12 protein-coding genes are annotated in these 15,028 nt (G+C 46.4%); 9 read left to right on the forward strand and 3 right to left on the reverse strand.

Annotation, left to right across the window (positions count from 1 at the left end; translation table 11 throughout):
• Window positions 1–30 precede the first annotated feature (30 nt).
• Window positions 31–1,218 (reverse strand): 3-phenylpropionate MFS transporter, encoded by a 1,188-nt coding sequence (locus tag NL645_RS20905; protein WP_167426162.1) that lies wholly within the window; start codon window positions 1,216–1,218, stop codon window positions 31–33.
• A gap of 230 nt (window positions 1,219–1,448) precedes the next feature.
• Here NL645_RS20905 and NL645_RS20910 point away from each other — a divergent pair, with 230 nt between their 5' ends.
• From NL645_RS20910 to fis, 9 genes are all read left to right on the forward strand, one after another.
• Complete coding sequence (locus NL645_RS20910; RefSeq protein ID WP_253652328.1) at window positions 1,449–3,275, forward strand: DUF294 nucleotidyltransferase-like domain-containing protein; 1,827 nt, start codon at window positions 1,449–1,451, stop codon at window positions 3,273–3,275.
• 35 nt (window positions 3,276–3,310) lie between these two features.
• On the forward strand, window positions 3,311–3,940 hold the full coding sequence (locus NL645_RS20915; protein WP_005382363.1) for a 3'-5' exonuclease: 630 nt from the start codon (window positions 3,311–3,313) through the stop codon (window positions 3,938–3,940).
• A gap of 237 nt (window positions 3,941–4,177) precedes the next feature.
• Window positions 4,178–6,130 carry an acetate--CoA ligase gene (acs, locus tag NL645_RS20920; RefSeq protein ID WP_006742998.1) on the forward strand — a complete coding sequence of 651 codons (1,953 nt, stop codon included), beginning with the start codon at window positions 4,178–4,180 and terminating at the stop codon, window positions 6,128–6,130.
• Between the two features lie 303 nt (window positions 6,131–6,433).
• Window positions 6,434–6,883 carry a type II 3-dehydroquinate dehydratase gene (gene aroQ / locus NL645_RS20925; RefSeq protein ID WP_005397842.1) on the forward strand — a complete coding sequence of 150 codons (450 nt, stop codon included), beginning with the start codon at window positions 6,434–6,436 and terminating at the stop codon, window positions 6,881–6,883.
• Between the two features lie 61 nt (window positions 6,884–6,944).
• On the forward strand, window positions 6,945–7,409 hold the full coding sequence (accB, locus tag NL645_RS20930; protein ID WP_005397840.1) for an acetyl-CoA carboxylase biotin carboxyl carrier protein: 465 nt from the start codon (window positions 6,945–6,947) through the stop codon (window positions 7,407–7,409).
• Window positions 7,410–7,423: 14 nt separating this feature from the next.
• Entirely contained in the window at window positions 7,424–8,767 is a 1,344-nt protein-coding gene (gene accC, locus NL645_RS20935) for an acetyl-CoA carboxylase biotin carboxylase subunit (RefSeq protein WP_005397839.1), read from the forward strand.
• Between the two features lie 165 nt (window positions 8,768–8,932).
• Entirely contained in the window at window positions 8,933–9,820 is an 888-nt protein-coding gene (prmA, locus tag NL645_RS20940; RefSeq protein ID WP_012841316.1) for a 50S ribosomal protein L11 methyltransferase, read from the forward strand.
• 139 nt (window positions 9,821–9,959) lie between these two features.
• Complete coding sequence (gene dusB / locus NL645_RS20945; protein ID WP_005382505.1) at window positions 9,960–10,928, forward strand: tRNA dihydrouridine synthase DusB; 969 nt, start codon at window positions 9,960–9,962, stop codon at window positions 10,926–10,928.
• A gap of 23 nt (window positions 10,929–10,951) precedes the next feature.
• Entirely contained in the window at window positions 10,952–11,248 is a 297-nt protein-coding gene (gene fis / locus NL645_RS20950) for a DNA-binding transcriptional regulator Fis (RefSeq protein ID WP_000462885.1), read from the forward strand.
• Between the two features lie 74 nt (window positions 11,249–11,322).
• Here the strand turns inward: fis and NL645_RS20955 are convergent, their stop codons facing one another.
• Window positions 11,323–12,480, reverse strand: coding sequence for an MFS transporter (locus NL645_RS20955; RefSeq protein WP_253652329.1), 1,158 nt, complete (start codon window positions 12,478–12,480; stop codon window positions 11,323–11,325).
• A complete protein-coding gene (locus NL645_RS20960) occupies window positions 12,477–14,048 on the reverse strand; it encodes an ABC-F family ATP-binding cassette domain-containing protein (RefSeq protein WP_253652330.1) in 1,572 nt (523 codons plus the stop codon). Before NL645_RS20960 ends, NL645_RS20955 begins: the two co-directional genes overlap by 4 nt.
• Window positions 14,049–15,028: the final 980 nt, after the last annotated feature.

Below are 15,028 nucleotides of genomic sequence, written 5' to 3' on the forward strand. Positions count from 1 at the left end.
AGCTTAGTTTTTAACCTTTGTCACAGAAGTCTAATTCTGTGTTTCCAGTGACTTGTCTGATACATCGACCACATGATGTGGCTCTTGTGGTTCGAGCTTGATGAACAATGCCAATAAACCCATCGCGGCCATGCCCCAGAACACAAGTGGTCCCCAGTGCTCATAACCCCAACCGCTCAACACGGTCATCAGTGCGATGAATGCGCCTAGCGGAATCGCGTTATACAATGCTTGCAGCGCCACTATCTTATTTTCTTCCGAGTTTTGGATATATTGAATTGCAGCAATGTGTGCCGTTGCGAAGGTCACGCCATGCAATAATTGAACAATCACCAAAGCAACAATCGACGTTGTCGATGCCGTAATGCCCCAACGCATCATCACACCAACGGCAGCAACAACAAATAACGCGCGCATTGACCAACCGACAAATAAACGCTTGCTCAGCGCAAACACTGCCACTTCGGCTGCAACACCCAAGCTCCACAGATAGCCAATCACATCTTCCGAATGACCTGCGGCTTTCCAGTGAATAGCGCTAAAACCGTAGTAAGCCGCATGACTGCCCTGAATTAATGACACCAACACTAAGAATTTAAGTATCGGCTTGTCAGTCAAAAGAGCACTCAGTTTTGGACGCTCCGCGCTTTGCCCACCAAGCGTAACGGGCATCGGGTTAGTCATACGCATTGAAAATAGCAACGAAACTAACACCCCGACCATCGCCGTGTACAAGATCATATCAGAGCCAAATTCAGCCACCAGATAACCCACGGCCGTCGAACCCGCGATAAAGGCGATCGAGCCCCATAAGCGCGTACGGCCATAATCGAGCATTTTCAGACGAGCGTAGTAGTTTGCCATCGCATCCGATAATGGAACAATCGGTCCACAACAGAGGTTAAATAGCACCGTCGCTAACGCCATTAACCAAAAACTGCCACCTGTAAAAAAGTGAAATCCAACAAAAAGGAGGGCAGCGAAACTCAACCAACGTAAAGCAGGCATAAGGTGTTCAACTTTGTGCACTCGTGGGGTGATCACGATATTGGCGACACAACGTGTCGCAAGACCTAACCCAACTAGCAAACCGATGTCGGTCGAAGAGACACCTTGCTCCTTAAACCAGAGTGACCAAAATGGCAGATATACGCCATACGCAAAGAAGAATCCGAGAAAGTACTGGGAAATCCAGCCATACGGAGAAGGTTTCAACATTACTAATATCCTAAAACGGGAACATCAACGTTCGAACCGGGAATTATGGATCGCTATGCGTATTATAAAAAGGGAAGAATAGGCAACTTATCGTTTCCTCGATGGAATACTAACTTTGCGACATTGGCCATCTTAAAGCGAAATCATCGTGATTTAGACCAAAGTCGTCTGGCTTCCGGTAGGAAATTTGTCAGACTTAGAGAGTGTTCCTTCCATCATTGGGTGTTCTCATGCCTGACAAATTTAACATGCAATCTCCACCGTTCGACCGCTTAACCGAAGCACAACAGACACGACTGCGCTCGTCTCTGGACGTTGCCTACTATCGAGCTCGAGATGTAATTTTATCTTGCGGACAGAAGAACCCTCACTTGCATATTCTGATCAAAGGCGCGGTAGAAGAGCGCTCCCAAGATCAGCAGGAAGTGTTCGCGCATTATGCCAACGACGATATGTTTGATGTGCGCTCGTTACTTGAAGACAACGTACGTCATCAATACATCGCACTTGAAGACACGCTCTCCTATCTGCTACCGAAAGACGTCTTTCTGGCGCTTTACAACGAGAATGGTCAGTTTGCGGCCTATTTCGATAACAATTTATCAAAGCGACAAGAACTCATCGAAGCCGCTCACCAACAACAAAACTTGGCAGAGTTTATCCTCACCAAAGTTGACCGCAGCATTTATCACCCACCGATGATCCTTGAGCCAAATACGCCGATTAACGAGGTGACGCACACCCTAAAAGCAAATGGGATCGATGCAGCACTTGTCAAACTCAATGATGACGATCCGCGATTAGAAAAATGGCCTTCGGCTCATCCATACGCCATCGTGACGCGCACCAACATGCTGCACTCCGTGATGTTAGATGGCTGCGCACTCAATACCCCTGTTGGTGATATCGCCACCTTTCCTGTCTATCACGTTGATGATGGTGATTTTTTATTCAACGCCATGATCACCATGACCCGAAATCGAATGAAACGTCTCATGGTATGTGATGGCAACCAAGCCGTCGGCATGCTGGATATGACCCAAATTCTCAGCGCGTTCTCCACCCACTCTCACGTGTTAACGCTCAGTATTGCCAGAGCAAGCAGTGTGGAAGAGCTCGCATTGGCCTCAAACCGCCAGCGTCAATTGGTCGAGAGTTTATTGAGAAACGGCATCCGCACTCGCTTTATCATGGAGCTGATTTCCGCCGTGAACGAGCAAATTATCGAAAAAGCGTTCGAGTTAGTGGTTCCACCAGCCTTGCACGATCATTGCTGCTTAATCGTACTCGGCTCAGAAGGTCGAGGAGAACAAATTCTCAAGACAGACCAAGACAATGCTCTAATTATTCAAGATGGTTTGGAATGGCCTCATTGCGAACAAGTGATGCAATCCTTCACGCACACTCTACAACAGCTCGGTTATCCACTTTGCCCGGGTAAAGTCATGGTCAACAACCCGAAATGGGTCAAAACGCAGCACGAGTGGATAAACACCTTAGACCGCTGGATAGCCAAAGCCGAACCACAACAAATCATGGACTTAGCCATTTTCAGTGACGCCCATGCTGTTGCGGGAAATCGCGAGCTGCTGGCTCCAATCGCGGCCCACCTTCGCGACACAATGAGAGATCGCATGTTGATACTGTCTGATTTTACTCGCCCTGCCTTGCAGTTTTCTGTGCCCCTAACTCTGTTTGGCAACGTAAAAAGTGCTAAGGACGGGTTAGATATTAAACGCGGCGGCATTTTCCCAATTGTGCACGGCATTCGCACCTTGTCTTTGGAATATGCCATTGAGGAGAAGAACACGTTTGAGCGCATTGAAGCACTTCGGAAAAAACGCATCTTAGAGCCTGAAACGGCAGATAACCTCAACGAAGCACTGAAATTGTTCTTTAAGGTTCGCCTTAATCAACAACTCAAAAAGCAAGAAGCATTGAATAACATTGATATTAAACAACTGGATAGAACCGAGCGTGATTTACTTCGCCACAGCTTACATGTCGTGAAAAAATTTAAGCAATTTTTAGGCTTCCACTATCAAATTCGTGATTAACCATGATTTTCATAAATCATACAGAGGCGTAGGCAATGAACTGGTTACAACGCAAATACTGGCACTACAAACTGAAAGGCTCTCCTTATCAGTCGCTTTTTTGCACGCCCGATAAAACGGAATACGTTTCTCTCGACTGCGAAACCACCAGCCTTGATCCAAATCGCGCCGAGTTGGTGACCATTGCGGCCACGAAGATCATCGACAACCGCATCATCACTAGCCAGCCATTTGAAGTCCGCTTACGCGCGCCGCAATCGCTCGATTCTGGCTCAGTCAAAATTCATCGAATTCGCCACCAAGACTTAGTCGACGGGATTAGCGAAAAAGAGGCGCTGCTCGAGCTGCTCGACTTTATCGGCAACCGACCACTTGTCGGTTATCACATTCGTTACGATAAAAAGATCTTAGATCTTGCTTGTCTGAGGCAACTTGGCTTCCCACTTCCTAACCCGCTCATCGAGGTCAGTCAGATTTATCACGACAAGCTGGAAAGACATTTGCCGAATGCCTATTTCGACTTAAGTCTGGATGCCATTTGTAAACACCTCGAACTTCCTATCCAAGATAAACACGACGCTTTACAAGATGCGATTTCTGCCGCTTTGGTCTTTGTTCGCTTAACGAAAGGCGATTTGCCCAACCTAACCGCGCCGTATACATAAAAATCAGTTGACCTAGCTCCCAGAAATACTTTTGTTTCAGCGATTTCACGGCGCTTCCTTCACTCTCATCCTAAAGTCTAATTGTGGAAATACGCGCAGTGACTGACAGTTATAAGCACAACGTCGTCATTACCACGACCAAGTTATTTAGAACCAAAAAACAGCCCTACAAAAACATATTCAAAATCTTATCTAGATTGGTGTAAGGCCGAGAAATAAGGCACAAGGAGAGAAGCCATGAGCGAAGCCCACGTTTATCCGGTAAAAGAAAATATTAAAACACATACACACGCGGATAATGATACTTACTTAGCCATGTATCAGCAGTCGGTAACCGATCCAGAGGGCTTCTGGAACGAACACGGCAAAATCGTTGATTGGATCAAACCTTTCACCAAAGTAAAAAGCACCTCTTTCGATACTGGTCATGTCGACATTCGTTGGTTTGAAGATGGCACACTGAACGTCTCGGCGAACTGTATTGACCGTCATCTCGCAGAACACGGGGATGACGTCGCAATCATCTGGGAAGGTGATGATCCAGCCGACGACAAAACACTCACTTTCAACGAACTGCACAAAGAAGTATGTAAGTTCTCCAACGCATTGAAAGAGCAAGGCGTACGTAAAGGCGACGTGGTGTGTTTATACATGCCAATGGTGCCAGAAGCCGCAGTGGCTATGCTCGCTTGTACCCGTATTGGTGCGGTTCACACCGTAGTATTTGGCGGTTTCTCACCAGAAGCACTCTCTGGCCGTATCATCGACTCTGACGCGAAAGTCGTGATCACCGCTGATGAAGGCGTACGCGGCGGGCGTGCCGTTCCTCTGAAAAAGAACGTGGACGAAGCACTAACTAACCCAGACGTAAAAACCATCAATAAAGTGTTGGTGCTTAAACGCACAGGTGGTGATGTCGAATGGCATGAACACCGTGATGTTTGGTGGCACGAAGCAACAGCTAACGTTTCTGACGTTTGCCCACCAGAAGAGATGAAAGCCGAAGATCCGCTCTTCATCCTTTACACCTCAGGTTCAACAGGCAAACCTAAAGGCGTACTACACACAACAGGCGGTTACCTCGTTTACGCGGCGATGACCTTCAAATATGTGTTCGATTACCAACCAGGCGAAACCTTCTGGTGTACCGCGGACGTGGGTTGGATTACCGGTCACACTTACCTAATCTACGGTCCACTTGCAAACGGGGCGAAGACCATCTTATTCGAAGGTGTACCAAACTACCCAAGCACAAGCCGAATGAGTGAAGTGGTTGATAAACACCAAGTCAACATTCTATACACCGCCCCAACCGCGATTCGTGCGCTAATGGCAAAAGGTGATGAAGCGGTTGCAGGCACATCTCGTTCAAGCCTGCGCATCATGGGCTCAGTGGGCGAACCAATCAACCCAGAGGCGTGGGAGTGGTACTACAAAACGATTGGTAACGAGAACTCACCTATCGTCGATACTTGGTGGCAAACGGAAACTGGCGGCATCTTGATTGCGCCACTACCAGGGGCAACCGATCTAAAACCAGGCTCTGCGACTCGCCCATTCTTCGGCGTCCAGCCTGCTCTTGTCGATAATATGGGCAACATTCTTGAAGATACCGTTGCTGAAGGTAACTTGGTTATCCTTGATTCTTGGCCAGGCCAGATGCGCACGGTTTACGGCGACCATGAGCGCTTTGAACAGACCTACTTCTCAACCTTTAAGGGGATGTACTTCACCAGTGATGGTGCGCGTCGTGACGAAGACGGCTACTACTGGATCACTGGCCGTGTTGATGACGTACTGAACGTGTCGGGTCACCGTATGGGTACCGCTGAAATTGAATCAGCGCTAGTGGCGCACCACAAGATTGCAGAAGCGGCGATTGTTGGTATTCCACATGACATCAAAGGCCAAGCTATCTACGCTTACATTACATTGAACGATGGTGAATTCCCGTCAGCAGAGCTGCACAAAGAAGTTAAAGATTGGGTGCGTAAAGAGATTGGTCCAATCGCGACACCAGATGTACTGCACTGGACGGATTCCTTACCGAAGACTCGCTCTGGTAAGATAATGCGTCGAATCCTGCGTAAGATTGCAACGGGCGACACAAGCAACCTCGGAGACACGTCAACGCTTGCCGATCCAAGCGTGGTAGACAAACTTATCGCAGAGAAAGCAGAATTGGCATAAATTCAACCAACTGTTTTAAAAGCACTTTAAAAACCGCCATCACTCATGGCGGTTTTTTGCTTTTGCGCACAAATTAGCCACATAAAGAACATGGCAATTATGTTGTTTTTGTTAACTTGGTTACAGAAACGAAGGTGGCTATTAGGAGATTAGACCAGTAAATTGCTGCTAATTGCTATGAATTAGCTATAATCTTGGTCGATTTTTTAAAATTTGCTCGGTTTTAACAAAAAAACCGTGCTGAACTATCGTATATTTGGGAATATAAACGTTCCACTCACGATAAGGGAAGATAGCAACATAATGTCTGCAAAGTCACGGATTCTTGTTCTAAACGGACCAAATCTTAACCTATTGGGTCTGCGCGAACCGACACACTATGGTCACAGCACCTTAGCACAAGTTGTGGATGCTCTTACGAAGCAAGCTCATAACGCTGGGGTGGAACTGGAGCACCTACAATCAAATCGTGAGTACGAACTGATTGAAGCCATTCATGCTGCTTATGGCAAGATTGACTTCATCATCATCAATCCAGCGGCTTTCACTCATACCAGTGTGGCACTGCGAGATGCATTACTTGGCGTCGCCATCCCATTTATTGAGGTGCACTTATCAAATGTGCACGCACGTGAACCATTTCGTCATCACTCTTATCTTTCAGATAAAGCAGAAGGCGTGATTTGCGGTCTAGGCGCACAAGGTTATGAATTCGCTCTGTCTGCCGCGATTAATAAGCTACAGGCAAAGTAACCCTAACACTCTGCAACCCCACGAGGGTTGTCTTAATCACAAGATAAAAGAGAAAGAAAAGATGGATATTCGTAAAATCAAGAAGCTAATTGAGTTAGTTGAAGAGTCTGGCATTGCTGAGCTAGAGATTTCTGAAGGTGAAGAGTCAGTACGCATCAGTCGTCACGGCACTGCAGCCCCTCAAGCACCAGTTCACTACGCAGCAGCTCCAGTAGCGGCACCTGCTCCAGCAGCAGCGGCACCAGTAGCAGAAGCGCCAGCGGCAGAAGCTCCAGCAGCTGCAACGCCTGCAGGTCACCAAGTTCTTTCTCCAATGGTTGGTACTTTCTACCGTTCTCCAAGCCCAGACTCTAAAGCATTCGTAGAAGTGGGTCAGAAAGTAAATGCTGGCGATACGCTATGTATTGTTGAAGCCATGAAAATGATGAACCAAATCGAAGCGGACAAATCTGGCGTTGTTACAGCGATCCTAGCTGAAGACGGCCAACCAGTTGAATTCGACCAACCTCTTGTTGTAATCGAATAAGCGGGGCTTGCCTTATGCTAGACAAAGTAGTCATCGCGAACCGAGGTGAAATTGCACTTCGTATTCTTCGCGCTTGTAAAGAATTAGGTATTAAGACCGTCGCTGTTCACTCGACAGCTGACCGCGATCTTAAGCACGTACTACTCGCAGACGAAACCGTGTGTATCGGCCCTGCTCGTGGTATCGACAGCTACCTAAATATCCCACGAATTATTTCTGCAGCAGAAGTAACAGGGGCCGTTGCCATTCACCCTGGTTACGGCTTCTTGTCAGAAAACGCAGACTTCGCTGAGCAAGTTGAGCGCAGTGGTTTCATCTTCGTTGGTCCAAAAGCAGACACTATCCGCCTGATGGGTGACAAAGTGTCGGCTATCAACGCAATGAAGAAAGCTGGTGTTCCTTGTGTACCTGGTTCTGACGGTCCTCTGGACAACGACGAAGAGAAAAACAAGGCGTTTGCTAAACGCATTGGTTATCCAGTCATCATCAAAGCGTCTGGTGGCGGCGGTGGCCGTGGTATGCGTGTCGTTCGCGCAGAAAAAGACCTAATCCAAGCGATTGCAATGACGCGCGCTGAAGCAAAAGCAGCGTTCAACAACGATATGGTTTACATGGAGAAATTCCTAGAAAACCCTCGTCACGTTGAAGTACAAGTTATCGCTGACGGTCAAGGCGGCGCAATCCACCTTGGTGAGCGTGACTGTTCAATGCAACGTCGTCACCAAAAAGTAGTGGAAGAAGCGCCAGCACCAGGTATCACTGAAGAGATGCGTAAGTACATCGGTGAACGTTGTACTCGTGCATGTATCGAAATTGGTTACCGCGGCGCAGGTACGTTCGAATTCCTGTACGAGAACGGTGAATTCTACTTCATCGAAATGAACACTCGTATTCAGGTAGAACACCCAGTAACAGAAATGGTTACCGGCATCGACCTAATCAAAGAACAGCTTCGCGTTGCTGCGGGTCAACCTCTGTCATTCACTCAAGATGACATTAAGATCCGTGGCCATGCGATTGAGTGCCGTATCAACGCAGAAGACCCAGAACGCTTCCTACCATCTCCAGGTAAGATCGAGCGTTTCCACGCGCCTGGCGGTATGGGTGTGCGTTGGGAATCACACATCTATTCTGGTTACACAGTACCACCTCATTACGATTCAATGATTGGTAAACTGATTACTTACGGTGAGAACCGTGATGTAGCGATTGCACGTATGAAAAACGCACTGGGTGAGATGATCATCGAAGGCATCAAAACTAACGTGCCACTGCAATTCTCTATTATGAATGACGAAAACTTCCAACACGGTGGTGCAAACATCCACTACCTAGAGAAGAAGCTTGGCTTACAATAAGCCTTAGCTAACGTCTTACAAAATGCCCACACCCGTGGGCATTTTTGTTTTGTATGGACTCTAAGCATTCAACAAATACGTAGGCTTATTTGGGTATATACTCAAACAAATCGTAGAGTTCTGGTAAACTCTGCGCCACTTCATTCACTTTAAGAGCAAAAACCAATGCCTTGGATTCAAATCAAACTCAACGCGACCAATGAAAACGCTGAGCAAATCGGCGATATGCTAATGGAAGAGACTGGCGCGCTGTCTGTTACATTCTTAGACGCGCAGGATACACCTGTATTCGAACCTCTACCTGGCGAAACTCGCTTATGGGGCGATACTGACATTCTGGCACTGTATGATGCAGAAGCAGACACTAACTTCATCATCGACCAAATTAAAGCGAGCAATATGCTGGCTGACAATTTTGCTTACAAAGTAGAACAGCTTGAAGATAAAGACTGGGAACGCGAATGGATGGAAAACTTCCACCCAATGAAATTTGGTGAACGCCTATGGATTTGTCCAAGCTGGCGCGACATTCCAGATCCTGACGCTGTTAATGTTATGTTGGATCCTGGCCTTGCATTCGGTACGGGTACTCACCCTACAACAGCACTTTGTCTTGAGTGGCTAGAAAGCATGGATCTTAGCGGTAAGACCGTTATCGACTTCGGTTGTGGCTCTGGCATTCTGGCGATCGCTGCGATCAAACTGGGCGCTGAAAAAGTGATAGGGATCGACATTGATCCTCAAGCACTGCTTGCTTCAAAAGACAATGCTGAGCGTAATGGCGTTGCAGACAAACTAGAAGTTTACTTACCGCAAAATCAACCAGAAGGTCTGATTGCAGACGTGGTTGTTGCTAACATTCTTGCTGGCCCACTGCGTGAACTTGCACCAATCATTAAAGGCCTAGTTAAGCCACATGGCGACCTCGCTATGTCTGGCGTATTAGACACTCAAGCCGAAGATGTTGCGAACTATTACCGTGACGAGCTTCACATTGACCCGATTGTTGAGCAAAGTGAATGGTGTCGCATCTCTGGTCGTAAGCAAGGCTAGACAAGGTTTTCAGAGCTAATTGTTTGAAATTCATACAATTTACAAAAACAATTTGTAAATGCTCAAATATTAGTCTTTTCACGCAGTGAAAAAATGCGTAAAATGCGCGCCCTTGCTGGTACAGAACTGTGATGACGTTTTGAAAATCGGAAACTATCAACTTAAGAACAATCTAATCGTAGCCCCTATGGCTGGTGTAACGGATAGACCGTTTCGCGAGTTGTGTCTTCGCTATGGTGCGGGAATGGCCGTCAGTGAAATGATGTCTGCTAACCCAAAACTATGGGGAACGTCAAAGTCGAAACAGCGCATGGTACACGAGGGCGAATCGGGCATTCGCTCTGTACAGATTGCGGGTTCCGATCCACAGCTTATGGCGGACGCAGCTCAATTCAGTGTTGAGAACGGTGCACAAATCATCGACATCAACATGGGCTGCCCGGCAAAAAAAGTGAATAAGAAGCTAGCGGGCTCTGCTCTGCTTCAATACCCAAACATTATCGAAGAGATTTTGAAAGCGGTCGTGAATGCAGTGGACGTTCCTGTAACGTTAAAGACTCGAACTGGCTGGGATACAGACAACAAGAACTGTGTCCAGATCGCTAAATTAGCCGAAAACTGCGGCATACAAGCTCTTGCTCTGCATGGCAGAACGAAAGCATGTATGTACAAAGGTGAGGCCGAATACGACAGCATTAAAGCGGTAAAAGAGGCGATTTCAATTCCGGTTATCGCGAACGGTGATATCGATAGCCCGGAGAAAGCCAAATTTGTACTGGAGTACACCGGTGCGGACGCTTTAATGATTGGACGCCCTGCCCAGGGTCGTCCTTGGATTTTCCAGGAAATCCATCACTATTTGGAAAACGGCACCACAATGGAGGAGCTTCCAACTGAGGAAGTGAAAACCATTATGCTTGGTCATGTAAATGCTCTGCATGAATTTTATGGGGAGTTCTTAGGTCCACGTATCGCGCGCAAGCACGTTGGGTGGTACCTGAAAGAGCATGAACAGGCAAGTGAGTTTCGCCGTACCTTCAACGCTATCGACGCAGCTCCGCTGCAAATTGAGGCGTTAGAAGGTTATTTTGATAACGTTGCATCATAATTAAGAGAAGAGCTAGACCGAATATGTTCGAACAAAATCTGACTTCAGAAGCATTAACAGTAACTACAGTAACGTCACAAGACCAGATTACTCAGAAGCCTTTACGTGACTCTGTTAAAGCGTCTCTTAAAAACTACCTTGCTCAACTAAACGGCCAGGAAGTAACAGAACTATACGAATTAGTTCTAGCTGAAGTTGAACAGCCACTATTAGATACTATCATGCAGTACACTCGCGGTAACCAAACTCGCGCGGCAACTATGATGGGTATCAACCGCGGTACTCTTCGCAAAAAACTTAAGAAATACGGCATGAACTAAGACCGGCTTTCAAAAAGTATTTGGAACAAGCCGTTACCTTTTTAGGTAACGGCTTTTCTTTATCTACTAAAACACTACGAATAACGCTCACTTTGTTCAGCATTACCAACTGGCTTTAATATAACTACCGCTGAGCCAAACAATAACAAAGCCACGACAGCGACCCATTCACTACCTACAGAATAAGCAAAGCCCGCCAAGGCAGACCAAATCGCGACACCAAAGTGCATCATACTCATTCCAGAAGACATCAGCACACCTCGATGTTCATCAGATAAGCTTGCTATATGTGCTTGTAACGCCGGAGAGCCTACCCCTCCAGCAAGAGACCAGAGCACTAGAGCTGGAAGATAAGCGGTCACCGTACTCATCTCATTTGAGAACACCCATGCACTGCAAGGTATGCACACCACTAAAGCCACTCGCATAACGGCTCGAGAGCTACCAAGCCAACGGCAAGCTCTCCCCACGCACATATTTCCAACCACACTCACGATCCCTAGAGCAGCATAAATAGCGCCCACCCAACCGAGCGCCAACTCGCTGGTATCTCGAATATGAAGGCCTATCAGGTTAAATACACCAATACCTCCCCCTAGGCCTAAACACATCGCTAGAATCGCCCTCAACGCGCCTGGAAGATGAATGACGTCTGTGATAGGTGGCAGAATATCTGACTTCTTGGACTCATTATGCTTGTTGTTCATGAACACTACGCTCATGGCACCGACAAGAAGAGCCGCAACGCCCAAAATAATAAAAGCGGCACGCCATGATAAAAGCTGGGTCAGCAATGCTCCGATCGCTGGGCTGGTTATCATACCCAGCGTTAATCCCGCCTGAACCATCACAATTTGACGCATCGCTCTATTACCCTTCGCGTCTCCCGCCAACGCAAATGCAATTGGCAACATGCCTGCACTTGCAATACCTGTGATCACTCGACTTGCAATCGCAAGTTCAAAATCATGAACTATGCCCGTCGTAATAGACGCAACCCCAAATACGAAGCAAGCAGGCAACATGATACGAATACGCCCAACCCGGTCTGATAAACGTCCCAGGTAAGGAGCGCAAATTGCTATAGCTAAACTATATGCCGTAATAAATAACGTAACCTGACTCGGTTGAACACTTAAATCATTTCCGATAGGTTCAAGAATAGATCCAAGCATCAACTCATCAGCACCAACAAGAAAAGCAACAAGAAATAGGATCATGGACTGCATCATAGCTCCACCTCCTGTTCTGTTTCCGATTCAGCATAAGTGAGCAACGAAATATCTAAAACTATATCAGGCCAAGATTGTAAAAACGCCTTCTCATGAGATACCACAATCACACTACCAGAAAAGCGCTGGAGAGCCTCTTTAAGCGCATTTTTACTGCTGCTATCCAAATGTGTCGTTGGCTCGTCCAACAGCAAAACATTGCATTTCTGGACTGATAAACAACAAAGTTTCACGCGAGTTTGCTCACCTCCACTTAATGTATCTAGGTGGCGCTGCGTCTTATCTCCGGTGACCCCAAAGCGAGCTAATATCTTGCGTGATTCTTTGCTTGATATCGTTGGATCACAAGAGCATAGCTCCTGCTCAGGCGTGTGCTGAGGGTGACGCCAAGACAAATCTTGAGAAAAATACCCAATCATTGCACCTTTTGCCAATACCACCTCACCAGAGAGCGGCTCGATCTCCCCCATAAGGGTTTTAATTAAAGTCGACTTACCTACGCCGTTAAAACCAGAAACGACCAACTTCTCCCCGCGCGCTAACGTGATATCAAGCGCAGGAAGCAGAGGCTGCTGATAACCTATCATCAACGCTTTTGCGTCAATCACATACTGTTGCCCAATAGGCTGGTGAGCAAAGTCAAACATCGAAACTTTCTCTATACAATTCAGTTGAATACGTTCGATTTTATCCAGTTTTTTCTTGCGTCCCTTAGCAAGACTCGCGTTAACTCCAGCGCCATTTTTGGCAATAAATTGCTCTAACTTTCGAATTTCATTTTGCTGAGCCTTATATTGCTTTTCTAACAAAGCACCGTCGTGATGCTTTTGCTGCATTGCTTTGACATAAGTGCCGCTGTATTTTCGGACCGTTTGATAATCAATATCACAAATACTGGTCGCTACTTGATTAAGGAAGTCAATATCATGAGAAACCAGTAAAACAGTGCCAGTGTAATCGTTGAGAAACGTGACCAACCATTCAATGTGCAGAGCATCAAGATAGTTTGTCGGCTCGTCGAGAATTAACACATCGGGGTTGCGGAGTAACAACCTCCCTAAAAGGACCTTGTGTCTTTGACCCCCACTTAGCGAGACAAGCGGTGTATCTAAGCCAAATTGATAAATGCCAAGACCTACAGCAACTTGTTCAATTTTGGTATCAATTGCATAGAAGTCTTCATCTTCTAAATATGCCTGTAGTCGGGCGACTTGGCTTAAAAGAGATTTAGAGTGAGACTCGGTCATCGCCTGATACAAAGTCCAAAGCTTCTGCTCGGCAGCGTATAAGTTCTCAAAAGCACTCTTTAAGCATTCATAAACCGTCAGCGCATTATCCATCTTAAAATGTTGCTCTAAATACCCCACCTCAAGGTTTGGTAACCAGTCAATGCAGCCCTTATCTGCAGATAATTCACCGATAAGCAGTTTTAATAAGGTGCTTTTTCCAACGCCATTCGCTCCGGTGATACCTATTTTCTCTCCCACGTTAATTCGAAATGTCGCGTTATTATATAAACTCTTATCAGCGAGCTGATAAGACAAATTTTTAACTTGTAAAATACTCATGTTTTTAACCAAATAAAAAGGGCTGGTGATCAATACCGGCCCTTATTTCAATACTGGATAATGCTTTGTAGCTGCTTAACAGATACAAAAAGGCCGATGATGAAATATCACCGGCCATCTCTTCTCTTTTATCAGGTGTACAGACGCCTGCGTATAACTTCAGCGAAGTTACTCACGCATAAAACACCTGATGAAGATTAATTTAAGACTCCGAGCAACACTTCATCGCGTTTTTTGCACGGAGTTCAGCCTTCTTACAAAGCTTTTAAACAAGAGATATAACATGGTTTACTGTCGAAAAAACATTCGATGTGAAGCGTACACCTTTAGAATAAAAAGTGCCAGATAATTATTAAAACTATCGTGACTTACACGAAGGTCCACTGAAAGAAGACCTTTCCTCAGTCAATGTGCCAGGTGAACGACTTACTTAGCAAACACAGCTATGAGAGCACCTATACCGCTCACGTTATACGAACGTAGTGGTGGCTTTGTAGGTTGGAGAGGGTTAGAGGGAAGAAGTAGCGAATATCCTTTAAGGCAGGCACTGGCTTAAATAGATCTGCAAACAAAATCCATGTTCGGAAAGTTTTAAATGCGCTGAGTTTATTTTAATGAGCGCCTGTGGCTAAATCAAAACATCTAAAGCAGAGAAATCTTCCCCGAAAATAACATAACCTAGTGAATAAACTTTCCAGATAATAATAAAGGAAGCTTTGGTAAGTAAGCACAAGGGCTCAAAACTAGCGCTCGAGACTGGGACCCGGTTCAGTAGAAACCGCAGTAACTACGCACCACCTCTCTCATGACAGGGCTTAGAAAGCATAGCGAAGAGGGAAGCCTGCCTCTCGATGCAAGGTTTCAATATGGAAATGCGGTTAAGGGAAGTCGGACAACCAAAACGAAAAAAGCCCCAGTCTTTCGACTGAGGCTTAATATAAGTGGCGGAGTGGACGGGACTCGAACCCGCGACCCCCGGC

It is taken from the genome of Vibrio sp. Y51_MX_L26, from assembly GCF_024181935.1.
Lineage (GTDB): Bacteria > Pseudomonadota > Gammaproteobacteria > Enterobacterales > Vibrionaceae > Vibrio > Vibrio diabolicus.